Origin of the sequence: Geodermatophilus sp. DSM 44513, from assembly GCF_032460525.1 — a bacterium.
Classification (GTDB): domain Bacteria; phylum Actinomycetota; class Actinomycetes; order Mycobacteriales; family Geodermatophilaceae; genus Geodermatophilus.
In genome coordinates, this window is sequence record NZ_CP135963.1 from 3031690 (window position 1) to 3056933 (window position 25244).

Here is a 25244-nt window from a genome sequence, read left to right on the forward strand (position 1 = left end):
TGGTGCACGGGGCCATCGTGTCGTACGGGGCCATCGTGCCCGGTGCACCCCGCGGCACCCGCCCGGCCCACGGTCACCCCGCGGGGGGCGGGGCCGCGCCACCGGCCGGGCCACCCTCGCGGTCGCCGTCGGTGCCGCGGGCGCGCTGGCGCAGCTCGGCGACGACGTCGCCCGCCACGGTCGCCAGCGAGGTCGCCGCACCGGTCAGCGCCCGCCGCACCGTGGGGGCGTCCAGACCGAGCAGCGCGCCGAGGCCCGCCTCGCCGCCGCCGGGCAGCGCCCACGGCACGGCGACCGCGCCGGCCCGGTGCTCCTCGACGAGGTCCGGTGACCAGCGCATCGCGTCGCCGGACACCGTCGTGTCACCGGTGGCCCCGTCGATCGACTGCGCGACCGGGTCGACGGCGCCCCGGTCGGGTGGACGCTCCATGGCCACCTCCCGCGCGGCGAGTGCGCACCGATGGTCGCGCGCGGGTGCCCCGGGCGCCAGGGCCGGCGCCGTGTTCCGGGGTGGTGCCGCGTCCCCGGCCCGGGTCCCGCCGGGTCCGGTCGGGCCGACCGGCGTCAGTAGCGGGACGTCCCGCAGTCCGCGCAGCGCTTGCGCGGCGGGTGGGTCACCCGCTGGCAGTTCGCGCAGGTCCAGGCGCTCGGCTCGGGGCGGACCCGCGCGCGGGGGGCGGGGCTGCGCCGGAGCCGGGGGTCGGTCTGCCGTGCGGTGGCGGTCGGGCTCATGGGTCACCTCCAGGGGTCGCACCCCGACGGTAGGCAGCCGACGTGTCGTCGGGGTGACCTCCAGGTTGCATGTCCCGTCCCTCCCGCCCCGTCCGTCCCGTGCGCCCGACGGGCACCGCTCAGGGGCCCCGGCCCGCCCGCGGCACGCGGCCGGCGGCGCCTCGCGGCAGCAGCCGGGATGCGGGGGCACCATGGGCGTTCGTCTGCGCCCGCAGACGGATGCCGACAGAGAGACGCGCAGTGCCGAGGACGCAGCACGAGGTCGTTCCCCACCCCGAGATCGAGGCCGAGCAGCAGTACGTCAAGGACCTCTACGGCCGCCTCGACGCCGCCCGCGACCTGGCCGAGCAGCGGCTGCGGCAGGCCGTCTCCTGGCCCGCCGTCGACCCGCAGGCGCTGCAGGAGCGCGACGCCACCGTCCGCTTCCAGACCGAGCGGGTCACCGCCCTGGACGCCGCCGAGGCGGGGCTGTGCGTGGGCCGGATCGACCGCACCGGCGACGGCCCGCTCTACGTCGGCCGGATCGGACTGGCCGCCGACGACGCCGGCGGCGACCCGGCGCTGGTCGACTGGCGGGCGCCGGCCGCCCGGCCGTTCTACACGGCCACCCCGGTGCACCCGCTGGGCGTCGAGCGGCGCCGGCACATCCGCACCCGCGGGCGCACCGTCGTCCGGCTGGACGACGAGGTCCTCACCGGCGGGCTGGCCACCTCCGGCCTGACCGGCGAGGCCGCGCTGATGGCCGCGCTGGACACCGCCCGCACCGGCCGGATGACCGACATCGTGCGCACCATCCAGGCCGAGCAGGACGACGTCATCCGCGCCGACGACCGCGGGGTGCTCGTCGTCCAGGGCGGGCCGGGCACCGGCAAGACCGCCGTCGCGCTGCACCGCGCCGCCTACCTGCTCTACACCCACCGCGAGCGGCTGGCCCGCCGCGGCCTGCTCGTCGTCGGCCCCACGCCGACCTTCCTGCGCTACATCGCCGACGTGCTGCCCGCCCTCGGCGAGACCGGCGTGCTGCTCGCCGGGCTGGGCCAGCTGCGCCCCGGCCTGGACGCGCGCGGCACCGAGTCCCCGGAGGCCGCGGCGGTCAAGGGCCGGCTGGAGATGGTGCAGGTGCTCGAGCGGGCCGTCGCCGACCGCCAGGTGGTGCCCGAGGAGCCCGTCGAGGTCACCGTCGACGGGTTCGCGCTGCGGCTGCGGCCGGTCGACGTCCGGCGCGCGCAGGCCGCCGCCCGCCGGGCCGAGCGGCTGCACAACCTGGCCCGCCCGGTGTTCGCCCGCCGGGTGGTCGACCTGCTCACCCGGCGCTACGCCGAGCGCATCGGCCGGGGCATCGACGGCGGGGCCGACCTGCTCGACCGGGAGGACTCCGCCGCCCTGCGCCGCGAGGTCGCCGAGGAACCCGCCGTCCGGCTGCTGGTCGACGACCTGTGGCCGGTGCTCACCCCCGAGCGGCTGCTCGGCGAGCTGTACGCCGACCCCGCCCGCGTCGCCGCCGCCACCCCGGGGTGGGACGACGCCACGCGCGCGCTGCTGCACCGCCCGCGCGGGGCGCGGTGGACACCGGCCGACGTCCCGCTGCTGGAGGAGGCCGACGAGCTGCTGGGCGTCGACGACAGCCCCCAGCAGGCCCGCGCCGAGCGGGACCGCCGGCGGCGGCTGGCCGAGGCGCAGGAGACCCTCGACGTGCTGCACGGCTCGCGGTCGGTCGACCTGGACGACGACGCGCTGGTCGCCCGGCACCTGGACGAGGAGGTGCTCAGCGCCGGCGACCTGATCAGCGCCGAGGAGCTCGCCGACCGCCAGCGGGCGGTCGACACCCGCAGCACCGCCGAGCGGGCCGCCGCCGACCGCACCTGGACCTTCGGGCACGTCGTCGTCGACGAGGCGCAGGAGCTCTCGGCCATGGCCTGGCGGCTGCTGGTGCGCCGCTGCCCGACCCGGTCGATGACCGCCGTCGGCGACCTCGCGCAGACCGGCTCGGCGGCCGGTGCCACCGACTGGGCGCAGACGCTGCGCCCGCACGTCGGCGACGCGTGGCGGCTGGCCGAGCTGACCGTCAACTACCGCACGCCGGCCGAGGTCATGGCCGTCGCCGCCGACGTCCTCGCGGCCGGCGGCAGCGGGGCGAGCGCGCCCCGCTCGGTGCGGCCGGCCACCGCACCGCCGTGGGCGGAGGTGACCGGGGAGGCCGCCCTGACCGCCCGCGCCGCCGAGGTGGTCGCCGGGTGGGCCGCCGAGGAGGGCACCACCGCCGTCGTCGCCCCGGCCAGCCGGGCCGCCGGGCTGGCCGCCGCGCTCGCCGCCCGGGTGGACGGCGTCTCCGCCGGTCCCGACGCCGACTCCTCCCGCGGGCCCGTGGTGCTCACCCCCGGGGAGGCCAAGGGCCTGGAGTTCGACCGGGTGCTCCTCGTCGACCCGCGGGGCATCCTGGACGAGGGCGTGCGCGGGCACAACGACCTGTACGTGGCGCTCACCCGCCCCACCCAGCTGCTCGGCGTCCTCTCCCCCACCGACCTGCCCGCCGAGCTGTCCCGGCTGACCTGACCGGCGCCGCCGACCGAGGTGGCAGCACCCCGGACACCCCTCCCAGAACGGACGACGTCCATGGTCCTGCCCGAACAGCAGCTCGCCGTCCCGGCCTGCGTCGAGACCGCCCGGCCGCCCGCGCCGCCGGCCGGCGCGGTCACCCGGTGGCTGCTGCGCCACCGGGTGCAGCCCGAGGGCCCGGCCGCCGCCGAGCCCGCGCACCGGGGCCACCCGTGGTGGCAGGTCATGTGCCTGACCGGCGTCGACTACTTCTCCACGCTCGCCTACCTGCCCGGCATCGCCGCGCTGGCCGCCGGGGCGCTGTCGCCGCTGGCCACGCTGTTCATCGTGGCGTTGACGCTGCTCGGCGTGCTGCCGATGTACCGGCGGGTGGCCCGGGAGAGCCCGAACGGCGCGGGTTCGGTGGCCATGCTGGAGGACCTGCTGCCCTTCTGGAAGGGCAAGGTGTTCGTGCTCGTGCTGCTCGGCTTCGTCGCGACCTCGTGGATCGTCACGATCACGCTGTCCGCGGCCGACGCCACCGTGCACGTGCTGGAGAACCCGTTCTTCCCCGACGCGCTGGACGGCCACGCCGTCGCGCTGACGGTGGGTCTGCTGCTGCTGCTCGGCGGGGTGTTCCTGCTCGGCTTCACCGAGGCCGTCGCGGTCGCCATCCCGCTGGTCGCGGCCTTCCTGACGCTCAACCTGGTGATCGTGGGGGTCGGGGTCGCCGACATGGCCGCCGACCCCGCCCTGCTGGCCGGCTGGACCGACCGGCTGACCGAGGGCGGCGGCGGGCTGGCCGACCTGCTGCTGCCCTCGCTGATCGCCTTCCCGCTGCTGGTGCTCGGGCTCTCGGGCTTCGAGACCGGGGTGAGCATGATGCCGCTGGTGCGCGCCGACGGGCGGACGCCGGAGGAGCGGCTGGCCGCCCGGGTCCGCAACACCCGCCGGCTGCTGACCGCCGCGGCGTCGATCATGAGCGTCTACCTGCTCGCCACCACCTTCGTGACCACGGTGCTCATCCCGGAGGAGGCCTTCGCCGAGGGCGGGGAGGCCAACGGCCGGGCGCTGGCCTACCTCGCCCACGAGCGGCTGGGGGAGACCTTCGGCACCGCCTACGACATCAGCACCATCCTCATCCTGTGGTTCGCCGGGGCCTCGGCGATGGCCGGCCTGATCAACATCGTGCCGCGCTACCTGCCCGGTTACGGGATGGCGCCGGAGTGGGGCCGGGCCGTCCGGCCGGTCGTGCTGGTCTACACGGCGGTGAGCATCCTGCTGACCATCGTGTTCGAGGCCGACGTCAACGCCCAGGCCGGCGCCTACGCCACCGGGATCCTGGCGATGATGGTCTCGGCCGCCTTCGCCGTGACCGTCTCGGCGCTGCGCCGCCACCAGCGCGGGCGGGCCGTCGGGTTCACCGTCCTCACCCTGGTGCTGCTCTACGCGCTGGTGGAGAACGTCATCGAGAAGCCCGACGGGCTGACCATCTCGGCGTTCTTCATCGTCGGCATCGTGGCGGTCTCCCTGGTGTCGCGGGTCAGCCGCACCACCGAGCTGCGCGCCGAGCGGATCGAGTTCGACGAGGCCGCCCGCCGCTTCGTGACCGACTCGCTGCGCAACGACGGGCGGCTGCACCTGGTGGCCAACCGGCGCCAGACCGGGGACGTCGCCGAGTACGCCGCCAAGGAGACCGAGCAGCGCGCGCTCAACCCGGTGCCCGGGACGGCCGACGTGCTCTTCCTGGAGGTCGACGTCGTCGACCCGTCGGCCTTCAGCGGCGTGCTGTGCGTGCGCGGTGAGCAGGTCGACGGGCACCGCGTGCTGCGGGTGCAGGCCCCCGCGGCACCGAACGCCATCGCCGCCGTGCTGTTCGCCCTGCGCGACGCCACCGGCGTGCGGCCGCACGCGCACTTCGCCTGGACGGAGGGCAACCCGCTGGGCCACCTGCTGCGCTACCTGTTGCTGGGCCGCGGCGACACCCCGCCGGTGGTGCGCGAGATCATCCGCGAGGTCGAGCCGGACCCCACCCGCCGGCCGGGCATCCACGTCGGCGGCTGACGGAGGACTCCCCTGCGCCCGCAGGGGGCCGAGGGGCCGGGGCGCTAGCGGTGCAGGGGGCGCCGGCGGCGGGTCAGCCCCTCGACGGCGGCCACCAGCCCGCCGGCGGCCAGCAGCAGCAGGACGCCGCAGCCGACCAGGCGGACGCCGGTCACGGACCCCGGGGCGATCTCCGTCCAGGTGACGCCGGTGACCACGGCCAGCAGCCCCAGCAGGCCGAGCAGCGGTGCCAGCCACCTGCCCACGGGTCCTCCTCGTCCGACGGCCCGACGAGGGGACCACGCCGGGCCGGCGCGCGGGGCGTCCTCCGGCGTGCCCGGGACGCTGCGCGACCGGACCGGCTCAGTCGGTCCCGTGGACGCGCAGCACCACGCCGCTGGCCGGCCGGGCCGGGATGCGCCGCAACGAGACGGACAGGTCCTGCTCCGGGACGTCGGCCCGCAGCCGGGCCAGCCGCACGGCCAGCGCGGACAGCACCGCGACGGTGACCTGCTCGCCCGGGCAGCGGTGCCCGGTGCGCGGGTCCCCGCCGCCCTGGGGCACCAGCTCGAAGGGGCCGATCTCCCGGTCGAGGAAGCGCTCGGGCCGGAACGCGTACGGGTCGCCCCACAGGTCGGCGTCGTGGTCCTGGCCGTAGAGGTCCAGCAGCACCATCGTGCCCGCGGGCACCCGCTCGCCGTCCCACTCCACCGCGCGCGGTGTGCGCCCGCCGATGAAGGGTGCGAACGGGTAGAAGCGGCGGATCTCGTGCGCCCACGCCAGGGCGAAGGCCGCGTCGCCGGACGCCAGCCGCTCGCGGTGCTGCGGCCAGCGGGTCAGCGCGTGCCCAGAGAACGCCACGAACCAGGCGACGGCGACGGTCGGGCGGACCACGTTGAGCACCTCCACCGCGGCGGTGTGCGGGTCCAGCAGCTCGCCGTCGGCGTCCCGGTGCCGGGCGATGGTGTCGACCACCGAGCCCGGCGGGACCGGTGCCGTGCCGTCGCGCACGCCCTGCACCAGCCCGGCCAGCTGTGCCTCGCGGCGGCCGCGCGCCCGCCGGGCCCGCCAGTGCCGTGGGCCGGCGGTCGCGAAGCCGTCCACCATCGCGGTGAGGTCCCGGGCCATCGCGGGCGCGTCGTCGTCGGCCAGCGGGACGCCGGCCCACGCGCACACCGCCCGGGTGATGACCTCGGCCGCCTCGTCGACCAGCACGACCTCCCCGCGCTGCACCCACCGCGGCACCGCGGCGTCCCAGGCGGCCGTGGCGCCGTCGACCAGCGCGGCGACCCGGGCGTCGTCCATCAGCAGGCCGATGAACACGGCCTTGCGGGTGCGGTGCGCCGGCCCGTCCAGGGTGTGCACCGCGCCCTTGCCGAACAGCGTGCCCTGCACCGGCTCGGGGACGGCGTGCGAGCGGCGCACGTGGTCCTCGTCGTAGAGGAACCGAGCCGCCTCGGGGCCCTCGATGCCCAGCACGGGCAGCCCGCCGAGCCTCGCTGCGACGGTGCGCCGCCCGCGCGCCCGGCGGGCGTCGGGCAGCCAGCCGTAGCCCTTGGCGATCAGCAGCAGGCCGTTCTCGAGTCGTCGCACGGAGCTCCCGTGCCCACGCCCTGCTCCTGTCACACGGACCCGCGCCCAGGCCCCGTGCAGAGGCTCGCCGCGAGCGAGCGGAGCGAGGCGTGGGGGGAGGGGTGGTCCTTCGTCACCCCGCGCGCTGGTCCTGCAGGCGGTCGTCGCGCGGGGCGCTGGCCCCGTCCGGCGGGGGCTGGCCGGACGCGCTCCGCCGCGAGCCCAGCCGGCGCAGCAGCGCGGCGACCTCCCCGACCGCCCAGGACGTGCCGCCCCCGGGCACCGCGCACTCGACCTGCTGCAGCGCCGCGGCGAGGGTGCACTCCTCCTCCGACAGCATCCCGCGGTAGGCCGGGTCGAGCAGGTAGCCGGTGGGCGGGGTGGACAGGCAGCCGATGCAGTCCAGCAGCACCTCCAGCAGCCGGGCCGCCTCCGCCGGCGGGGTGTCCGCCGGTGCCATCGCCACGGTCTGCACGTCCCGCTCCCACAGCCGGGCGCGGGCCGCGTCGTCGGTCAGCGCGAGCACGGTGCCGCTGCGTCGGCGCGGCACCGCGCCGGGGGCCTGGACGGCGGTGCGCACCTGGTGGGCGATGCGGATGAGGTCGTCGTCCTGCATCGAGGTGCCGACGAACAGCACGTGCCGGGTGAGCAGCAGCGAGTGCAGCACACCGGCCAGCGCCGCGCGGCTGTCCCCGAACTGCAGGTACTCCTCGCGGGTCAGCACCACGCTGGCCGGGTGGGCGGCGTCCCCGTGCAGCTTGAGCAGCCACGGGCGGCCCGGCTCGGCCTCGTCGTAGGGCAGCACCGCCAGGTCGCGGCCGATGTCGGCGGCGGCGAGCTCGACCAGCGGGTCGTAGTTGGTGGTGACGAACTCCTGGACCGGCAGGTCGGCGATCAGCGCGTGCGCCAGCGCGTACTGGCCCGGCCCGAACCGCTCCTGCACGTAGCGCTCCAGCTCCTCGCGGCCCAGCTCGCGGGCCAGCAGCGCCGCGGCGTCCTGCGCCGGGAGCCGGGCCAGTCCGGCGCGCAGGCCGTCGTCCAGGCCGGTGCGGCCGGCCAGCTCGTCAAGCAGCTGCTCCCACGTCGGCAGGCCGGCCGCGGCGCTCACCCCGGCGCCGACGAAGGCGGCCAGCTGCCCGCGGCGGGCCCGCTCGCCGAGGTCCGCGGCCAGCTCGGCCAGGTGCCGGGGCAGGTCCCAGCTGTCCGGCTCGGCGCGGCGCACCCGCTGGGCGGCGGCCAGGTCGCTGGGCCCGCGCAGCACCAGCGCGACGTCGAAGCCGTGCTCGGCGGCGCCCTCGCGCAGCACCGGCAGCAGCCGTTGCAGCAGGGTGCCGCGCTGCCCGGCGGCCCCGCCCCAGCCGGTGCCCAGCGCCGGCAGCGCGACCAGCCGGCGGGCCCGCCCGTGCACCGGGGCCGGCACCTCCCGCCGGGCGACCGCGGCCAGCGCCGCCCGCGCGCCGTCGACCAGCCAGCGCAGCGCGTCCTCCCCGTCGCGCTGCTGCTCGTCGACGGTGTCGACCAGCCACAGCCCCCGGTCACCGGCCCGCCCACCGGGCACCCGGAGGACCCGCTCTCCGTCGCGCCACCCCAGGCCCAGGCACACGCCGTCGGGGTCCTCGGTGGTCACGACGTCGTCCGGGAGCAGGGCACGCCACTCGGCGGTGACCCGCAGCGACCGGTCGGTCGGCACCAGGACGTCGTCGCACACCAGCCGCCGGAGGTCGGCCCCGACGACGAAGACGTGTCCGGTCACGGGTGCAGGGGTGCCCACTGCGCGGACGGCGAACCGGCCGGTACCGCCGACGCGGGCGGCGCCGGCCGGGTGCTCAGCGCGGGATGGCGCAGCCGCCGGCGCTGCACGCGCAGCCGGCGCAGGCCGCCGGCCGGGCCGGCGCCGGGCGGGCCGCCACGGCACGCAGGTTGACGGCGGCGACGACCAGGGTCACGCCGAGCAGGCCGAGGCCCAGCGCCCCGACGACGGTGGCGGCCTCCGCGGCGCGCGGCCACCCGGCGACCAGCCCGGTGACGGCCAGCAGGCCGGTCACCAGTGCCCACCAGACCAGCGCGGCGTACCCGCTGCGGCGCACCGCCCCCCCGCGGCGCAGCAGCGTCAGCGCGCCGGTGAGCAGCACCGCGGGGACGGCGGCCAGCACTGCCCAGCCCGCGACGCCGGCGGGGCCGAGGGCGAGGGCGGCCGCGACGCCGCCCGCGGCGCCGATCGCCGCGCCGGGCGCGCGCCGGCCCTCGGTGACCAGCTGCACCGCGCGGGCGACCGCCAGCGCGCCCCCCACCCCGAGCAGCAACCGGACGCCGCCGTCGGCCCAGGTCGCCACGGCTGCCGCCACCACGAGCAGGACGACGCCGCCGGCCATCCACCCGGGCCACGCCCGCCGGGCCCGCTCCGGGCTCGTCCCCGCCACCGCCGTCATCGCCGCACCGCTCGCCACGGCTCCGAGTGTCCCCCACCGGCACCGGAGCACCGGGCGGACGGGTCGCCGCTGTGCCACGCTCAGGAGTCCAGTGGGTCTCGGCACGGCAGGAGGAACGGCCATGGGCGGGACGACGGGTCGGGCGGCGGGGGCCGCGGGACGGGCCGGGGACAGCGACTCCCTGGAGCACCTGGCCCGCGTCGGGCTCGTCGCCTACGGCGTGGTGCACCTGGTCCTCGCCTGGCTGGCCGTGCAGCTGGCCTGGGGCGGCGGCGACGACGACCCGGCCGACCAGTCCGGCGCGTTCGCCCAGCTCGCCGAGCAGCCGCTGGGCCGGCCGCTGCTGTGGCTGCTCGCGGTCGGGCTCATGGCCCTGGCGGCGTGGCAGGCCGCGGAGGTGCTGCGCTGGCGCGGGCGCCTGTCGTCCTCCGGCGAGGCGCGGAAGCAGGCGGTGGAGAAGACCGGCAAGGCCGTGGCCAAGGCGGTCCTGTACGCGGTGCTGGCGGTGCTGGCGGTCCGCGCCGCCACGGGGGGCGGCGGGTCCGGCGGCGGCCAGCAGCAGGTGGGCGGCGTCTTCGGCTGGCCGGGCGGACGCTGGCTGGTGGGGCTGGTCGGCCTCGCCGTCGTCGGCGTGGGCGCCTACCTGGTGCACAAGGGGCTCAGCCGGAGGTTCCTGGAGGAGATCGACCTGCGCGACGCGTCGGCGCGGACCACCCGCCTGGTCACCCGGCTCGGGCAGGCCGGGTTCCCCGCCAAGGGCGTGGCGCTGGGCGTCGTGGGCGGCCTGCTGGTGCACGCCGCGGTCACCTTCGACCCGGCCCGGGCCGGCGGTCTGGACGGCGCGCTGCGCACCGTCCTCGAGGCGCCGTTCGGGCAGGTGCTGCTCACCCTGGTCGCGGTGGGCATCGCCGCGTTCGGCGCCTACTGCCTCGTGCGGGCCCGCTACCCGGAGCGCACCTAGGTGGAGGACCCCCCTGCCCCCCACCGCTCGCACGCCCGCGGCGGGCCGCTGCAGGGGGGCCGTCTCGGGCGCCTGCTGGAGTCCGCCCGCGAGGTCACCGACCACCCGGTGCTCGAGGCGGTGGCCCGGGTGGGCCTGGTGGCCTACGGCGTGCTGCACCTGCTGATCGGCTGGCTGGCCGTCGAGCTGGCCCGCGGCGTCGGACACACAGACGCCGACCAGACCGGCGCCCTCCAGGCGGTCGCCGGCACGACCGGCGGCACGGCACTGCTGTGGCTGATCGGTCTGGGCCTGTTCTCCCTCGCGCTGTGGCAGGGCGGCGAGGTGCTGCTGTGGTGGCACGGCCTGCTGGACCGCGAGCACCGGCTGCGGACGGCGTTCGTGTGCACGAAGTGCCTGGCCAAGGCCGCCGTCTACGCCGTGCTCGGCGCGACGGCGCTGCTGTTCGCGCTCGGGTGGGAGTACCAGGCCGACGAGCGGTTCCGGGAGCTGACCGGCGAGGCCCTGGAGGTGCCCGGCGGTGCGCTGCTGGTGTACGCCGTCGCGGCCGGGGTGGTCGCCGTGGGCTTCTACACCCTGGCCCGCGGGGTGACCGGCGGGTTCATGAAGGACATCGACCTGCCCACCGCGCCCGACCGCTGGGAGCCGGTCATCGAGGCCGTCGGCCGGGTGGGCTACGTCGCCAAGGGCATCGCCTTCGGCCTGGTCGGCGTGCTCCTGTGGCGGGCGGCGAGCACCGCCGACGTCTCCACCGCCACCGGGCTGGACGGCGCGCTGACCGCGATCGGCTCGGTCCGCGCCGGGCCCTGGCTGCTGGGCGGGGTGGCCGCCGGGTTCGCCGCCTTCGGGGTGTACGCGCTGGCCCGGGCCCGCTACCCCGACCGGGACCCCTCGTCGTGACCCCGCAGGGCAGCCGGTGGGCGAGGGTCCGCGAGGCGGTCACCGGCGCGCTGTGGCCGCTGCCGACGGTGGCGATCGTGCTGGCCGTCGGCCTGGGCGTCGGGTTGCCGGTCCTCGACGACGTGCTGGACGCGGGGCAGCGACCGCTGGTCCTGGTGTTCGAGGGCGGGCCGTCGGCGGCGCGCGGCATCCTCTCGACGATCGCCGGCTCCATCATCTCGGTCACCACGCTGCTGTTCTCGCTGACGATCGTGACCCTGCAGCTGGCCAGCAGCCAGTACTCGCCGCGGCTGCTGCAGACGTTCGTCCGCGACCGCGTCGTCCAGGTCTGCCTCGGGGTGCTGCTGGCCACCTTCGTCTACGCACTGGTGGTGCTGCGCAGCGTGCGGTCGGCCGACGAGTCCGAGGACTCGTCGTTCGTGCCGCGGATCTCGGTCACCGTGGCGTTGCTGTTCACCCTGGCCTCGGTCGCCGCGCTGGTGACCTTCCTCGCCCACCAGACCCGCCAGCTGCGCGTCGAGACGATGATGCGCGACGTCCACACCGAGGCCACCGCCACTCTCGACCGGCTCACGGCGCAGCTGGACGACGAGCCCGACGGCCCGCTGCCGGCGGTGCCCGCGCACGCCCGGCTGCTGTGCGCCCGCGCCAGCGGCTTCCTGGTGCAGACCGACGAGCGACCGCTGCTGGAGGCGCTGAGCGGCCGGGGGGCGGTGCTGCGGCTGGACCGCCGCCCCGGCGAGTCCGTCGTCGCCGGGACGCCGCTGGCCTGGGTGTGGACCGACGACCCGGCGGCGGAGCCGCCGGTCGACGACCTGGAGGCGGCGCTGGCGCAGCACGTGGTGCTGTCCTACGAGCGGTCGCCGGCGGCCGACCCCAGCTACGGGTTGCGCAAGCTCGTCGACATCGCCGCCCGCGCCCTCTCCCCCGGCATCAACGACCCGACGACCGCCGTGCACGCCCTGTCGCACGTCTCCACGCTGGTCGGACAGCTCAGCTCGCGCGGCACCTGGCACCGGCGGGTGGCCGGCGACGACGGCGTCCCCCGGCTGCTGCTGCCGTCGTGGGACCACGGGGCGCTGCTGGACCTGGCGGTCACCCAGGTCCGCAGCTACGGCCGGCAGGACCCCACCGTCGTCGAGCGGCTGTTCTCGCTGCTCGCCGAGGCGGGCTGGCGGGCGCGCAGCGAGCAGCAGCGGCAGGCGGTCCGGGAGCACTGTGCGGCGCTGACCGCCCAGTCCCTCGGGGAGGTGCCGGCCGGGCGCACCGAGGACGACGTGCGGCGGATGGCCGCGGCCGTCGAGCGGGCCCTGGAGCACCGGTGGGAGCCGCTCGAGACCTGAGCGGGCGGCGCGGCCCCCCTGCAGGGTCCCGCCGCGAGCTCGCGAGTGGTGAGGGGCAGGGGGGTCCTTCTCTTCAGTTCCGGGGGCCGCCGGCGACGTAGAGGACCTGGCCGGTGACGAAGCCGGCGCCCTCGCTGACCAGGAAGGACACCGTGTGCGCGATGTCGTCGGGGTGCCCGGCGCGCTGGACGGGGATCGCGGCCGCCCGCTCGGCCACGTACTCCTCCCAGTCGCGCCCGATGCGCTCGGCGGTGGCGCGGGTCATGTCGGTGGCGATGAACCCGGGGGCGACGGCGTTGGCGGTGACGCCGAAGCGGCCCAGCTCGACGGCGAGGGTCTTGGTGAAGCCCTGCAGGCCGGCCTTGGCGGCGGCGTAGTTGGCCTGGCCGCGGTTGCCCAGCGCCGAGGTGCTCGACAGGTTCACCACCCGGCCCCAGCCGGCGGCGACCATGTGCTGCTGCACCGCGCGGGTCATGAGGAACGACCCGCGCAGGTGGACGTGCATGACGACGTCCCAGTCGGTGTCGGTCATCTTGAACAGCATGGCGTCGCGGGTGACGCCGGCGTTGTTGACCAGGACGACCGGTGGCCCGAGCTCGGCGACCACCCGGTCGACGGCGGCCTGCGCCTGGCCGGCGTCGCCGACGTCGGCGCCCACCGCGAGCGCCCGGCCGCCGGCGGCCGCGATCTGCTGCACGGTGCCGCGGGCGTCGTCCTCGGCCAGGTCGAGCACGGCCACGGCGAAGCCGTCCTCGGCCAGGCGCCGCGCGGTGGCGGCGCCGATGCCGCGGGCCGCGCCGGTGACGACGGCGACCCGCTGCTGGGCGGTGGGGCTGGACATGCGGCGACTCCGGAGGTGGGTGGACGGGACGGCCGGCCTCCCTGCAGGGGCCCGCGCCGAGCGGAGCGAGGCGTGGGGGGCAGGGAGGTCCTTCTTCAGACGCGCTCGAACAGGGCGGCGAGGCCCTGGCCGCCGCCGATGCACATCGTCTCCAGCCCGTAGCGGGCGTCGCGGCGGGCCATCTCGCGGGTGAGGGTGGCCAGGATGCGGCCGCCCGTGGCGCCCACCGGGTGGCCGAGTGAGATGCCGGAGCCGTTGACGTTGGTGCGCTCCCAGTCGGCGTCGGTGAAGCCCCACTCGCGGGCGACGGCGAGCACCTGGCTGGCGAAGGCCTCGTTGAGCTCGATCAGGTCGACCTCGGCGAGCTTCACGTCGGCCAGCGCGAGTGCCTTGGCGGTGGCCGGCACCGGGCCGATGCCCATGGTCCTCGGCGGCACGCCGGCCACGGCCCACGACACCAGCCGGGCCAGGGGCGTGAGGCCGAGCTCGGCGGCCTTCTCCGGGGAGGTCACCACGCACACCGCGGCCCCGTCGTTCTGCCCGCTGGCGTTGCCGGCGGTGACCGTGGCCTCCGGGTCGTCCTTGCCCATGATCGGGCGCAGCCTGGCGAGGGTCGCCACGTCGGAGTCCGGGCGGATGTGCTCGTCGCGGTCGACGACGGTGTCGCCCTTCCGGCCGCGGACGGTCACCGGCACGATCTCGTCGGCGAACCGTCCGGCCTCGGTGGCGGCCGCGGCGCGCCGGTGGCTGCGGACGGCGTACTCGTCCTGCTCCTCGCGGCTGATCCGGTACTCCCGCCGCAGGTTCTCCGCGGTCTCCAGCATGCCGCCGGGCACCGGGTGGTGCTGCCCGCCGGCGGTGACCCGGCCGCGGGCCAGCCCGTCCTGCAGCAGCACGCCGGGACCGGCCTTGACGCCCCAGCGCATGGCGGAGGAGTAGAACGGCGCGTTGCTCATCGACTCGGCCCCGCCGGCCAGGACGACGTCCGCCGCGCCGGTCTGCACCTGCATCGCCGCGTAGAGCACCGCCTGCAGGCCCGAGCCGCAGCGCCGGTCGACCTGGATGCCGGAGGCGGTCACCGGCAGGCCGGCGTCCAGCGCGGCGACGCGGCCGAGCGCGGGGGCCTCCATCGTCGGGTAGCAGTGGCCGAGCAGCACGTCGTCCACCGACTCCGGTGGCAGGCCGGTGCGCTGCACGACCGCCCGGACGACGGTGGCGGCGAGGTCCTGGACCGGCACGTCGCGCAGGGTGCCGCCGAAGCCCCCCACCGGGGTCCGCAGGGGCTCGCAGATGACCGCATCACGCACGGGGTCCTCCTCGTCGGTCGCCGTCGGCACCGTGAGTCTGCCCCCGCGCCCCGGCGCGCGCCCCGTCGGCCTCCCCGCGGCCGGCGCCGGGCCGACGTCGGGCTCCGTAGGGTGCCGCGGTGGCCTGGAGGCGAGCGGTGTTCACGTTGTTCGCGGTCGCGGCCGGGACCAACGTCCCGACGCCGCTGCTGCTGGTCTACCAGGAGCGCCTCGACCTCTCCCCCGAGGTGCTGACCGCGCTGTTCGGCTGCTACGCCGCCGGGCTGGTGCCCGCGCTGTTCCTGGCCGGCCCGCTGTCGGACCGGCTGGGCCGCCGCCGCGTCGCGCTCCCCGGCGTGGTGCTGGCCGGGCTGGCGTCGCTGGCCTTCGCCGCGGCGGGCGGGTCGCTGGCGCTGCTGTTCGGTGCCCGCTTCCTGCAGGGCGTGGTGAGCGGCGTCGTGTTCAGCGTGGCCAGCGCCTGGATCGCCGAGCTGTCCCTCGCCTCCGGAGACGGGGCGGGCGGTCGGCGGGCGGCGTTCGCCATGACCGCGGGGTTCTCCCTGGGCCCGCTGACCAGCGGGCTGCTCGGCCAGTTCGCGCCGGCGCCCACGGTGCTGCCCTACCTGCTGCACACGGTGCTGGTGGCGGCCGGGCTGGCGCTGGCGGTGCGGCTGCCGGAGACGGTCACGCTGCACCCGGGCGGACGGCGCACCGCCGGTGGCCCCGCTGTCCCGCTGCTGCCGCCGGGCAGCCTGGCGCTGGCCACGACCGTCCTGGCGCCGGTGGCGGTCTGCGTCTACGCCTTCCCGTCGTCGATGATCTCCGCGGTGCCGCTGCTCGGTGCGCTGCCGGCCGGCGGCGTCGCGGTCACCGGCGTGCTCGCGGGGGTGACGCTCGGCGCCGGCACGGTGGTGGCCGGCCTGCAGCGCCGGCTGGGACCGTGGACGGCGGTGACCGGGGCCGCGCTCGGGGCGGGCGGCTACGCCGCGGCGGCGGTCTTCGTGGCCACCGGCGCGTGGGGGTGGCTGCTGGCCGCCGCGCCGCTGCTGGGGTCCGGCGGTGGCCTGTGCCTGGCGGCCGGGCTGACCGTCACCGGTCGGCTGGCCGCGCCCACCCGCCGGGGGGAGCTGACGTCGGTGTTCCTGGCGTGCGCCTACCTCGGCTTCGCCGTCCCCTTCCTCATGGCCACCGCGGCCCGCTCGGCGCCGGCGTGGGTGCCGCTGCTGGTGGCCGGGGTGCTGGTCGCGGTGCTCGCCGCGCGGCTGGTCCCGGTCGCCCGCCGTGGCGGGCTGTGAGCCGGCGACCGGTCCCGGACGAGCGACGGCGCCCCCTCCCGGCCGGGAGGGGGCGCCGCACCGCACATGCAGGGGGTCCTCCCGTTACGCGAGACCCGCCGCGAACTCGCCCTCGAACGCCTCCTGCGCCACCTCGGCACCCCCGGGGACGTCGGCCGGCCGCAGGATGAAGCTCTGCAGGCTGGGCGACACGCCGGTCTCGAAGCCGTCGATGGGCACGACGAGCCCGCCGGTGTCGACGTTGGACAGCTCGTTGAAGGCGCTGAACACGCCCTCGCGGGTGAGGTCACCGTTCTCGCAGGCCGCGTCGAGCACCTGCTTCATGATCGCGCTCATGCCGTAGCCGACGAGCACGCCGAGGCTCGGCTGCACGTTCGGGTAGGCCTCCTGGTACTGGGCGAGCAGCTCGGGCTGGGCGTCGAAGGCCGACACCGGGCTGGCCACGTACAGGTTGTCCTTGAGCGCCTGCGCCGCCGGGCCCTGCAGCAGGCCGGGTGCGAAGACCGGGTTGCTGCCGATGATCGGCACGTCGAGGCCCTGGGCCGCCGCCACGCCGGCCGCCGAGGCGGTCTGCGTGGGCGCCACGGTCAGCGCGATGGCGTCGACCCCGGCCGCGGCGAACTGGGTGATCTGCGCGGTCATGTCCTGGTCGGTCGCCTTGATCTGCGCCGGGATGATAGTCAGCCCGCGCTCCTCGGCGACCGCCTCGCTGCCGGCCAGACCGTTCTCGCCGTACTCACCCTCGAAGTAGATGTGCCCGACGGTGTCGCCCTCGGCCAGCAGCCCCTGGTCGAACATGTACGCGTAGCCGTTGGCCAGCTCGACGTCGTAGGTGGCGCCCGGGACCCCGGTGCCGGGGATCTCGGTGAGGGTGCGCGCCCAGGCCGACGGGAAGTTGACCATGGAGTCGGCCTCGAACTCCGGGGCGAGGGCGGTGTTGATCGGCGAGCCGATGGTCTGCTGCATCGCCAGGACGTTGGGCTCCAGGCTGCTGTACAGCTGCACGCCGGTCTGCGGCACGTAGCCGGTGTCCTGGACGTCGAGCTCGACGCTGTAGGTGTCGCAGACCTGGTTGTCCTGCCAGAACAGCTGGTTGGCGTTGGTGATGTCCTGGCCGAGCGCGGCGAACACCCCGGTCAGGTCGGTGAGGACGCCGAGCCGGATGGTCTCCCCCTCGACGCCGACGTCGGTGAGGACGTCCGCGGCCGCGCCGCCCTCGCCGCCTCCACCGCCGCCGCCGCTCTCCTCCGGAGCCCGGGTGCTGCAGCCGGCCGTCACCACGACGACGGCGGCGGCGACCGCGGTGGTGGTGCGCAGGGTCTTGCCTGTTCTCATCTGGGGTTGCTCCCTTGTGCTGGTCGGTCCGAGGGGGTCGGTGCGGAGCCCGGTTGCTCCGGTGGTGGTGTGGCCGGTCCGCCGCGGGCGGGCGCACGGCCCCGGCGGAAGCGGGAGGTGAGGCGCTGCGCGGCCCCGGCCAGGCCGGCGGGCTCGAAGAGGACGATCAGGATGATCGCCGCGCCGTAGAGGAACCGGGCGGCGAAACCCGCGGCGATGCCGCCCTGGCCCGGGGCGCTCACCAGCGGCAGGACGTCGGCGTACTGCTGGAACAGCAGCGGCAACGCGGTGACGAACAGCGCCCCCAGCACCGCGCCGCCCACCGACCCCAGCCCGCCGAGCACGATCATGGCCAGGTACTGGACCGAGACCAGCAGGGTGAAGGACTCCGGCGCGATGCTGCCGATGGACAGCGCGTAGAGGACACCGGACAGGCCGGCGTACATCGAGCTGACCAGGAAGACCCGCGCCTTGTAGGCCTGCACGTTGACGCCCATGACCGACGCGGCGACCTCGCTGTCCCGCAGCGTCTGCAGCGCGCGGCCGGGCCGGCTGCGCAGCAGGTTGCGGGCGAACACGTAGGCGACGATCAGCAGGACCAGCCCGAGGTACCACAGCCGCTCGGCCTCCCGGAACGGGACGCCGAGGACGAACAGCTGCGGGTCGCTGTTGCCGAAGGTGAACCCGAACAGCGAGAACTCCGGCGCCGCGCGGCCGTTGAACCCGCCGGTGACCGGCGTCCAGGTGTTGATGACGTGCACGCCGATGAACACCAGGGCCAGCGAGGCGACGCCGAGGTAGATGCCGCGCAGCCGCGCCGCGATCGGGCTGAACACCAGCCCGGCCAGCCCGGCGAGCAGCACGCCGACGACCATCCCGACGACGGGCGGCAGGCCCAGCCCCTCCAGGCCGGCGCGGGTGCCCAGCCCGCCGGACTCCCCGGAGATGTAGGTGTAGCTCACCGCCCCGACGGCGAGGAAGAAGGCGTGCGCCAGCGACAGCTGGCCGGTGGTGCCCACCAGCAGGTTCAGCCCGATCGCGCCGATGGCCGCGCCGAACACCGCGAACCCGGTGCGCAGCCAGAACTCGTCGAAGTACAGCGGGAAGACCAGCAGGAACAGCAGCAGCGCCGCGGTCAGCGCCCACTTCACCACCGACCCGGAGCGGGCCGGCGCCGGGCGGGCGGGGGCTGCGGCGGCCGGGCTGCGGGTGGCCCCGGCCGGCCGGGAGACGGTCTGCTCAGACACGGGTGAGCTCCTTGGTGCCGAACAGCCCCGACGGACGGACCAGCAGGACGGCGATCATCACCACGTAGGGGACGACCTCGCCGAAACCGCGGCCGAGGAACAGCAGCTGCTCCTGGTAGCCGGCGGCCAGCGACTCGGCCACGCCGATGAGCAGCCCGCCGACCAGCGCTCCGCCGGTGGAGTCCAGGCCGCCCAGGATGGCCGCGGGCAGCGCCCGCAGCGCGGTGGCGTACACCGCCGAGCTGACCCCCGGGGTCGGGCTGCCCACCAGGAACAGGGCGGCCACCCCGGCCAGGACGCCGGCGACGACCCAGGCCAGCGCGGAGACCCGGCCCTGCCGGATGCCCATCAGCGCCGCGGTCTCGCCGTCCTCCGCGGACGCGCGCATCGCCACGCCCCAGCTGGAGTACTTGAAGGCGGCGAAGAACAGCACGATGAGGATGCCGGCGACGATCATGGCGACCAGCCGGTTCTGGGTGATGCCGATGCCGCCGACGCGCACCGACTCGCCGCCCCACGGGTGGGGGACGTTGAGGATGTCGGGGCCGATCCGCCGGATGAGCTCGGTCAGCAGGATGATGTCGACGCCGATGGTGACGATGGCCAGGCTGATCACCGGGGCGCCGCGCAGCCGGTTGATGATGAACCGCTCGACCAGGAACGCGGCCAGCGCGGTGATCGCCAGGCCGACGAGCACGGCGCCGAGGAAGCCGAGCGGCTCCGACAGCCGGGCGATCGAGTAGGCGCCGAGCAGCAGCAGCGACCCGTGGGTGAAGCTCACCACCTCGCTGGCCTTGAAGATGATCACGAAGCCGAGCGCGATCAGCGCGTAGATGGCGCCGAGCGACAGCCCGTTGAACAGGAGGGAGAGGAACTGGGTCACGGGTGCGCCCCTGGCGTGTCGGAGGTGTGGTGGGCCGCGGCCTCGGCAGGGGTGCTGTCGTCGCCCGAGCCGAGGTAGGCGCGGATGACCTCGGGGTCGGTCTGCACCTGCGCGGGGGTGCCGTCGGCGATCCGGCGTCCGAAGTCCAGGACGGTGACCCGGTCGGCCAGGGACATGACCATCCCCATGTCGTGCTCGACGAGGACGATGGAGATCCCCAGCGCGTGCCGGATCTCGCGGATGGCCTCGGCCATCCGGTTGGTCTCCTCGGCGTTCATGCCGGCCACCGGCTCGTCCAGCAGCAGCAGCCGCGGCTCGGTGCACAGTGCGCGGGCCACCTCGACCCGCTTCTGGTCGCCGTAGGAGAGCACGCCGACCGGGGTGTGCAGCTTCTCGCCGAGGTCCAGGAACTCCGCGATCTCCCGGATCCGCTCGCCGTGCCGCTTGCCCTCCCGGGTGGCGCTGGGCAGACGCAGCCCGGAGGACAGGAAGCCGGCCTTGGTGAGGTGGTGGCGGCCGAGCATGAGGTTCTCGGCCACCGACTGGGTTCCGGACAGCGCGATGTTCTGGAACGCCCGGGCCACGCCCACCCCGGCGATCTGGAACGGGCGCATCCGGTCCAGCCGCGCGTCGCCGAAGCGGACCTCGCCCTCGGCGGCCTTGTAGACCCCGGACAGGACGTTGAACATCGTCGACTTGCCGGCGCCGTTGGGGCCGATGACCGCGTGGATGGTCCCCGGCGCGACGGTGAAGGAGACGTCGTTGAGCGCCCGGATCGCGCCGAAGCGGACGCTGACGTGCTCGACCTCGACCGGCGGGACGTCCGGCCGGGTCTCCACCTCGGCCGCGGTCACGCCGTCCACCGCGACAGCGTGCGGCGCGGACCGCGGCTGACCTGCTCGGTGACCGCGGCCTCGCCGTGGCCGAGGTAGAGCCGCTGCACCTCGTCGGTGCGCGCCAGCTCGGCGGCCGGCCCGGACAGCGACACCTTGCCGACGTCGAGGACGTAGGCCAGGTCGGCGACCCCGAGCGCCATGGTGGCGTTCTGCTCGACCAGCAGCACCGAGGTGCCCTGGCGGTTGATCTCGCCGATGACCTCGCCGATCTGGCCGATGATGCGCGGCGCCAGGCCCAGCGAGGGCTCGTCGAGCAGCAGCAGCTTCGGGCTGGCCATGAGCGCCCGCCCGATGGCGAGCATCTGCTGCTCGCCCCCGGAGAGCAGCCCGCCCCGCTGGGTGCTGCGCTCCTTCAGCACCGGGAAGAGGTCGAAGACCCGCTCCCGCGCCTTCGCCTTGGCGGCACGGTCCCGGTTGCCCATGCCACCGGCCCGCAGGTTCTCCTCGACGGTCAGCCGACCGAAGATCCGCCGGCCCTCGGGCACCTGGACCACGCCCCGGCGCACGATGTGGCTGGGGTCGCGGCCGCTGAGCTCCTCGCCGTCGAAGTGCACCGAGCCCGCGTCGACGCGGCCGCGGTGCAGCCGCAGCGTGCCGGAGATGGTGCGCAGCAGCGTGGACTTCCCGGCGCCGTTGCTGCCGAGGACGGCGACCACCGTGCCGTCGGGGACCTCCATGGTCACGCCGCGGACGGCCTCGACCGCCCCGCCGTAGGTGACCTGCAGGGAGTCGATCCTCAGCATGCGGGCCGCACCGCCGCTGGTCCGCCGAGGGGGTCCACCGGGGTCCGTCGTGTGCCGCGCCGGGCGACGGCATGGGTCTGTGAGCTGAGGCACATGGCCGCGAACTGTAAACGCTCCGCGCGGGGATCCGTCCACCGGCCGCGCGCATCGTGACCAGCAGGTGACCTGCGGTGTCACCCGCCCAGGGCGCGACGGGACCCCGGACCGGCCGCGGGCCGGTCCGGGGTAGAACGGTCCCCTTGAGGGGCCCGCCGCCGGCCCCGTCCCGGGCCCCGCCCTGAGCTCGCGAAGGGTGGGGAGGACGGGGTCCTTCTCCGGTGGGGGGCGAGGGGGTCCTCCCTCAGGCTGCGCCGGCGTCCACCCCGACGGCGAGCAGGTCGTAGAGGCCGGTGATCTGCAGCGGGCGGACGACCGCCCGGCCCGAGGCGACCACCCGCAGGACGACGCCGTCGACCGCCGCCCGCCGGTGGGCACCGGCCAGCACGCACAGGCCCGCGGAGTCCAGGAAGGTCACCCCGTCGAGGTCGACGGTGAGCGCGCGGGCCCCGCCGGCGAAGGCCGCGTCGACCGCCGCGCGCAACGAGGGAGCACTGGAGGAGTCCACCTCTCCGACGACGGCGACCCGGACGCCGGCAGCCGACCGGGTCACGTCGAGGGAGACGAGGTCGGCGGCGCGCACAGTGGTCACGGTGTGCCTCTCGGGGGAGCAGGACCCGTGCGGAGGCCACGGCGTCAGCCGTGGCAGCGCGAGGGGTCCGGCAGCAGGTGCCGCGGCTGACTGTTGAACCGCTACAACGAGACGGTAGGGATGCCGGTCGGCAGAAGCAAGGGGCAGCCGGTCCGCCCCCAGGACGCGCCCGCGCGGCGGGGGATACTGGACGGCGTGTCCGGACGGCTGGTGGTGTGGGGCGCGGTCGTGGCGGCCGGGTCGGTCGCGGCCTTCCTGCTGCTGGACCCCATCCTGGCCGCGTTCGTCGCCATCGTGGGCACCTGCCTCTGGGGGCTGGCGGTGCTGTCCCGCACCTGGGACAGCCACCCCTCCTTCGAGCAGCGCGAACTCGCCCGGGCCCGTCGGCGCGCGGCCCACCGGGAGCGCACCCGGGAGGCACGTGCCCGCGACCGCGAGCGCTGGGAGGCCCACCAGCGTCGCCGCAGCGGCGGCCGCTGACCCCGGCGCGCGGTCCCGACTCAGGGGCCGACGGCGTCCTCGGCGGCCAGGTCGGCGGCGAGGGCGGGGGCGGCGAACGCCTCGACCAGCGCCTGGCGCAGCGACCACGCGCCGGCCCGCCAGGCCAGCGCCCGGCCGAGCGCGGTCGGCGTGCCGTCCACGGAGTCCGGCCCGGCGCCTCCCCCCGGCCACCAGGGCACCGGCCGGCCGCCGGCGCGCAACGGCTCGTGGACGGCGACCTCGCCGGCCAGCTCGGCCACCCCGAGCCGGGCGCCGGCCAGCCCCGCCCCGGGCACGTCGGCCCAGCGCAGGGTCCGCGCCGGTCGGCTCTCCACCCGGGCCGGCACCTCCTCGCTGGCGAGCGGGAGGTCCAGCAGGTCGGCCACCGGGCCCGGGGCGCCACCGGCCGGGACCAGCGCGGCGTCGACCAGCGGCAGCAGCCACGGGGCGTCCAGGACGACCGCCCACCCGGCGGGCACCACGCGGTCCGGCGCCACCCGCACCCGCTGCGGCGGGTCGACGTCCACGCCGTCCAGTGCCGCGGCGAGCCGGGCGTGCACGGTGCGCAGCACCGCCGGCGGCACCGTGCGGCGCGGGTCGCCGAGCCGGTCGAGCAGGTCCAGGGCGGCGTCGACGTCGGCCAGCACGTCGGTCAGCGACGCCGGGGGGCGCAGCAGCTCCAGCAGGCCGGGGTCGGCCTCGGCCGGGTCGTAGAGCCCCCGCAGCTCGGCGGCGTCGGGGTGCCGCAGCCGGTCCGGCCGCCGGCCGCCGAGGACCGGGTGGGCACCCAGCCACCAGCGCAGGTGGCCGGGCACGGCCACCCCGCCGAGGACGACGTCGGCCCACGCCGCTGCGGGCAGCCGGGCCAGCAGGTGCAGCGCGCCGGGCCAGTCGGCGACCAGCTCGAGGTCGCGGACCGTGGTCAGCGGCGGCCAGGACGGCGGCGGGGCGCCGGTGGGCAGCCGGTCGAGGACGGCGTCGGCCCAGTCCTGCGCGCCGTCGACGTCGAGGTCGTCGGGGTCCTCGGCGGTCACCAGGGCGAAGCCGTCGAGCACGCCGACCGCGCGCAGCACGTCCGGGTCGGCGTCCAGCGCCGCCGGGTCGGGGGTGCCCAGCGCCCCGTCGGCCAGGACGGCGGCGAACCGCGAGCCGGGCAGCACCAGCTCGCCGGCCGGCGCCCAGCCGCCCGCGGCGTCGGGCAGGGCGAGCTCGGCCAGCCAGGGCAGCTCCCCGGGCGCGGTGCCGGCGGCGGCGACCAGCGCGAGGACGGCGTCGGCGAACGCAGCCGGGTCGCCGTCGGTGGGGTCGTCGGCCGCGTCGAGCGAGCCCTCGACCGCGGCCCGCACCCCGGGGTCGGCGAGCACCGCGGCGGCGGTCGCCGGGCGCGCGCCGAGCCGCTCCAGCAGCCGGCGGGCGGCGGGGGGTGCGACGGCGTCCGGGTCGGCCAGCCGCAGGCCCAGCGGACCGAGCCGCGCCACCGGCAGGCCCGCGTCGGGCAGCAGCACCCCGACGGGGCCGTGCGCGGTGCGGCCGTCGGCCAGCGGGACGGGCAGCGCGGCGAGCTCGTCGCGGTCGGCGCCGTCCAGGGCGGCGTACAGCCGCGCCCACCAGGCCGCCGGCCGGGCGACGCCGCGCACCGCCTCCACCGCCTCGGCGGTGCCGACGCGGCGCACGCCGAGCGCGGCCAGGGCGGGCAGGGAGCCGCGCCTGGACCAGTCCGCCGGCAGCAGCCCGGGCAGCACGCCGGTGAGCGCGGCCACCCGCTCGGCGGTCGGCTCGGCGAGCACCGCGGCGCGGGAGGGGAGCTGGCGCCGGTCGCCCGCCCCGGCCACCGGCAGCCACGCGGCCGCCCGCAGCCGGTCCAGCGCCGCGGTGCCCAGCGCCGCGTCCAGCTCGGCGCCGGCCAGGCCGACGCGTGGCACCAGCGCCAGCACGGCTGCATCGGAGGCCAGCCCGGCGAGCAGGTCGGCGTAGCCGCCGGCGGCCTCGGCGACCAGCGCGTCGGTGACCGGCCCGGGCAGCACGTGCCGCCGGTCGGGGCCCAGCGGGAAGGGCGCGAGGAGCCGGGCGGGCAGGCCGAGCGGCTCGTCGCTGGGCGTGGGCGCGTGCACCCGCTGGGGCAGCGGCAGGGGCACCGGCCGTCCGTCGCCGTCCAGGGGCACCGCCCAGGTGAGCGTCCAGGCGCGGCGGTCCCGCTCCTCCACCGGCCGGTCGGCCAGCAGCTCCGCGGGCAGCACGCCCGTCCGGCGGACCAGCCGCCAGGTCGTCGTCCGGTCGCCGTCGGTGAGCTCGGCGGCGGCGTCGCGGTACCGGGCCGCCAGCGACCGCACGGTCCCGTCGAGGACGACGTCGACGCCGGCCAGCCCGGGCAGCGCGAGCAGCAACTCGGGGCCGAGCTCGGCCAGCGCGGCCCGCACGCCGGCCCGCGAGCCGGCGCGCAGCGGCAGCACCACCTCCGTGGCGAAGCCCTCCGGCGGTGCGCCGTCGGCCGGCCACGGCAGCCGCAGCACCGGGACGGCGCCGTCGCGACGGGCCAGCTCGTCGGCGAGGCCCCCGGTGCGGGCGACCTCGGCGCGGGTGCGGTCGGCGCCGAAGCCGACGCCGCCGGTCGTCGAGTGCACCGCGGGTGAGTCGGTGACGGCCAGCACGGCGGCGAAGCCGACCCCGAACCGGCCGACCGTCCCGGGCTCGTCGCGCTTGGCCGAGGCGCGCAGGGTGGCCAGCCCCTGCACGCCGGCGGCGTCCAGCGGCGCGCCGGTGTTGGCCGCCCGCAGCACCTCTCCCCCGGCGCCGTCGGCGGCGAGCTCCAGCCGCAGCCGGCCGGGCACCCCGGCCCGGGCGGCAGCGTCGGCGGCGTTCTGAGCCAGCTCGACCAGCAGCCGGTCGCGGTAGCCGCCGCGGACCAGGTCCTCCTCGGCGTTGGCGTCCTCGCGGAAGCGGGCCGGGGAGTCCGCCCACGCGGCGAGCACCCGCCGCCGCAGCGCCGCGGTGTCGAAGGGGTCGGCGGTCACGCCGGTCATCGTCGCAGCGGCCGG

The 25244-nt window shown here is 76.9% G+C and carries 22 protein-coding genes; 7 read left to right on the top strand and 15 right to left on the bottom strand.

Going from position 1 to position 25244, the window contains the following annotated elements; translation table 11 throughout:
* Positions 1-73: 73 nt before the first annotated feature.
* Positions 74-430 (bottom strand): hypothetical protein, encoded by a 357-nt coding sequence (locus RTG05_RS14660; protein WP_166525733.1) that lies wholly within the window; start codon positions 428-430, stop codon positions 74-76.
* Positions 431-564: 134 nt separating this feature from the next.
* On the bottom strand, positions 565-732 hold the full coding sequence (locus tag RTG05_RS14665; protein ID WP_166525734.1) for a zinc ribbon domain-containing protein: 168 nt from the start codon (positions 730-732) through the stop codon (positions 565-567).
* Between the two features lie 240 nt (positions 733-972).
* Between RTG05_RS14665 and RTG05_RS14670 the strand changes: the two genes are divergently transcribed.
* Together RTG05_RS14670 and RTG05_RS14675 are read left to right on the top strand one after the other, a co-directional pair.
* Positions 973-3285, top strand: a complete 2313-nt coding sequence (locus RTG05_RS14670) for a HelD family protein (RefSeq protein WP_315911907.1) — start codon at positions 973-975, stop codon at positions 3283-3285.
* A gap of 60 nt (positions 3286-3345) precedes the next feature.
* Complete coding sequence (locus RTG05_RS14675) at positions 3346-5331, top strand: APC family permease (RefSeq protein WP_166525736.1); 1986 nt, start codon at positions 3346-3348, stop codon at positions 5329-5331.
* A gap of 44 nt (positions 5332-5375) precedes the next feature.
* Here RTG05_RS14675 and RTG05_RS14680 read toward each other — a convergent pair whose 3' ends face one another.
* The 4 genes from RTG05_RS14680 to RTG05_RS14695 all read right to left on the bottom strand — a co-directional run bounded on the left by RTG05_RS14680 (position 5376) and on the right by RTG05_RS14695 (position 9329).
* On the bottom strand, positions 5376-5576 hold the full coding sequence (locus RTG05_RS14680; protein ID WP_166525737.1) for a hypothetical protein: 201 nt from the start codon (positions 5574-5576) through the stop codon (positions 5376-5378).
* Between the two features lie 97 nt (positions 5577-5673).
* Complete coding sequence (locus RTG05_RS14685; RefSeq protein ID WP_166525738.1) at positions 5674-6903, bottom strand: cytochrome P450; 1230 nt, start codon at positions 6901-6903, stop codon at positions 5674-5676.
* A 112-nt stretch (positions 6904-7015) separates the two neighbouring features.
* Positions 7016-8635 (bottom strand): SIR2 family NAD-dependent protein deacylase, encoded by a 1620-nt coding sequence (locus RTG05_RS14690; RefSeq protein WP_166525739.1) that lies wholly within the window; start codon positions 8633-8635, stop codon positions 7016-7018.
* Between the two features lie 73 nt (positions 8636-8708).
* Positions 8709-9329 (bottom strand): hypothetical protein, encoded by a 621-nt coding sequence (locus tag RTG05_RS14695; protein ID WP_315911908.1) that lies wholly within the window; start codon positions 9327-9329, stop codon positions 8709-8711.
* Positions 9330-9432: 103 nt separating this feature from the next.
* On the opposite strand from RTG05_RS14695, the gene RTG05_RS14700 reads away from it, so the two are divergent.
* From RTG05_RS14700 to RTG05_RS14710, 3 genes are read left to right on the top strand one after another with little or no spacing between them, the layout of a single operon-like run.
* Positions 9433-10272 carry a DUF1206 domain-containing protein gene (locus RTG05_RS14700; RefSeq protein WP_166525742.1) on the top strand — a complete coding sequence of 280 codons (840 nt, stop codon included), beginning with the start codon at positions 9433-9435 and terminating at the stop codon, positions 10270-10272.
* Positions 10273-11172, top strand: coding sequence for a DUF1206 domain-containing protein (locus RTG05_RS14705; protein ID WP_315911909.1), 900 nt, complete (start codon positions 10273-10275; stop codon positions 11170-11172). It begins immediately after the preceding gene.
* Entirely contained in the window at positions 11169-12515 is a 1347-nt protein-coding gene (locus RTG05_RS14710) for a DUF2254 domain-containing protein (RefSeq protein ID WP_166525743.1), read from the top strand. Before RTG05_RS14705 ends, RTG05_RS14710 begins: the two co-directional genes overlap by 4 nt.
* A 73-nt stretch (positions 12516-12588) precedes the next feature.
* Here the strand turns inward: RTG05_RS14710 and fabG are convergent, their stop codons facing one another.
* The gene (gene fabG, locus RTG05_RS14715) at positions 12589-13356 is read right to left on the bottom strand and encodes a 3-oxoacyl-ACP reductase FabG (RefSeq protein ID WP_166525744.1); all 768 of its coding nucleotides are present in this window, start codon (positions 13354-13356) and stop codon (positions 12589-12591) included.
* 95 nt (positions 13357-13451) lie between these two features.
* The gene (locus tag RTG05_RS14720; protein ID WP_166525745.1) at positions 13452-14663 is read right to left on the bottom strand and encodes an acetyl-CoA C-acetyltransferase; all 1212 of its coding nucleotides are present in this window, start codon (positions 14661-14663) and stop codon (positions 13452-13454) included.
* A 119-nt stretch (positions 14664-14782) separates the two neighbouring features.
* On the opposite strand from RTG05_RS14720, the gene RTG05_RS14725 reads away from it, so the two are divergent.
* Positions 14783-15937, top strand: a complete 1155-nt coding sequence (locus RTG05_RS14725; RefSeq protein ID WP_166525746.1) for an MFS transporter — start codon at positions 14783-14785, stop codon at positions 15935-15937.
* A gap of 84 nt (positions 15938-16021) precedes the next feature.
* Here the strand turns inward: RTG05_RS14725 and RTG05_RS14730 are convergent, their stop codons facing one another.
* From RTG05_RS14730 to RTG05_RS14755, 6 genes are all read right to left on the bottom strand, one after another.
* A complete protein-coding gene (locus tag RTG05_RS14730) occupies positions 16022-17272 on the bottom strand; it encodes an ABC transporter substrate-binding protein (protein WP_166525747.1) in 1251 nt (416 codons plus the stop codon).
* On the bottom strand, positions 17269-18519 hold the full coding sequence (locus RTG05_RS14735) for a branched-chain amino acid ABC transporter permease (RefSeq protein ID WP_166525748.1): 1251 nt from the start codon (positions 18517-18519) through the stop codon (positions 17269-17271). The genes RTG05_RS14730 and RTG05_RS14735 overlap by 4 nt, the downstream gene beginning before the upstream one ends.
* A complete protein-coding gene (locus RTG05_RS14740) occupies positions 18512-19402 on the bottom strand; it encodes a branched-chain amino acid ABC transporter permease (RefSeq protein ID WP_166525749.1) in 891 nt (296 codons plus the stop codon). The genes RTG05_RS14735 and RTG05_RS14740 overlap by 8 nt, the downstream gene beginning before the upstream one ends.
* On the bottom strand, positions 19399-20265 hold the full coding sequence (locus RTG05_RS14745; protein WP_315911910.1) for an ABC transporter ATP-binding protein: 867 nt from the start codon (positions 20263-20265) through the stop codon (positions 19399-19401). Before RTG05_RS14745 ends, RTG05_RS14740 begins: the two co-directional genes overlap by 4 nt.
* Complete coding sequence (locus tag RTG05_RS14750; RefSeq protein ID WP_166525750.1) at positions 20253-21041, bottom strand: ABC transporter ATP-binding protein; 789 nt, start codon at positions 21039-21041, stop codon at positions 20253-20255. The genes RTG05_RS14745 and RTG05_RS14750 overlap by 13 nt, the downstream gene beginning before the upstream one ends.
* A gap of 340 nt (positions 21042-21381) precedes the next feature.
* The gene (locus RTG05_RS14755) at positions 21382-21729 is read right to left on the bottom strand and encodes an STAS domain-containing protein (RefSeq protein ID WP_166525751.1); all 348 of its coding nucleotides are present in this window, start codon (positions 21727-21729) and stop codon (positions 21382-21384) included.
* Between the two features lie 195 nt (positions 21730-21924).
* Between RTG05_RS14755 and RTG05_RS14760 the strand changes: the two genes are divergently transcribed.
* The gene (locus RTG05_RS14760) at positions 21925-22209 is read left to right on the top strand and encodes a hypothetical protein (RefSeq protein ID WP_166525752.1); all 285 of its coding nucleotides are present in this window, start codon (positions 21925-21927) and stop codon (positions 22207-22209) included.
* 20 nt (positions 22210-22229) lie between these two features.
* On the opposite strand, the gene RTG05_RS14765 is transcribed toward RTG05_RS14760, so the two are convergent.
* Positions 22230-25220 (bottom strand): sacsin N-terminal ATP-binding-like domain-containing protein, encoded by a 2991-nt coding sequence (locus RTG05_RS14765; RefSeq protein ID WP_166525753.1) that lies wholly within the window; start codon positions 25218-25220, stop codon positions 22230-22232.
* Between the last annotated feature and the right edge of the window lie 24 nt (positions 25221-25244).

Excerpts from the sequence above, each read along its gene's own strand:
- RTG05_RS14665 (WP_166525734.1), bottom strand. The coding sequence starts at position 732 with ATGAGCCCGACCGCCACCGCACGGCAGACCGACCCCCGGCTCCGGCGC.
- RTG05_RS14675 (WP_166525736.1), top strand. The coding sequence starts at position 3,346 with ATGGTCCTGCCCGAACAGCAGCTCGCCGTCCCGGCCTGCGTCGAGACC.
- fabG (WP_166525744.1), bottom strand. The coding sequence starts at position 13,356 with ATGTCCAGCCCCACCGCCCAGCAGCGGGTCGCCGTCGTCACCGGCGCG.
- RTG05_RS14660 (WP_166525733.1), bottom strand. The coding sequence starts at position 430 with ATGGAGCGTCCACCCGACCGGGGCGCCGTCGACCCGGTCGCGCAGTCG.
- RTG05_RS14730 (WP_166525747.1), bottom strand. The coding sequence starts at position 17,272 with ATGAGAACAGGCAAGACCCTGCGCACCACCACCGCGGTCGCCGCCGCC.
- RTG05_RS14750 (WP_166525750.1), bottom strand. The coding sequence starts at position 21,041 with ATGCTGAGGATCGACTCCCTGCAGGTCACCTACGGCGGGGCGGTCGAG.
- RTG05_RS14700 (WP_166525742.1), top strand. The coding sequence starts at position 9,433 with ATGGGCGGGACGACGGGTCGGGCGGCGGGGGCCGCGGGACGGGCCGGG.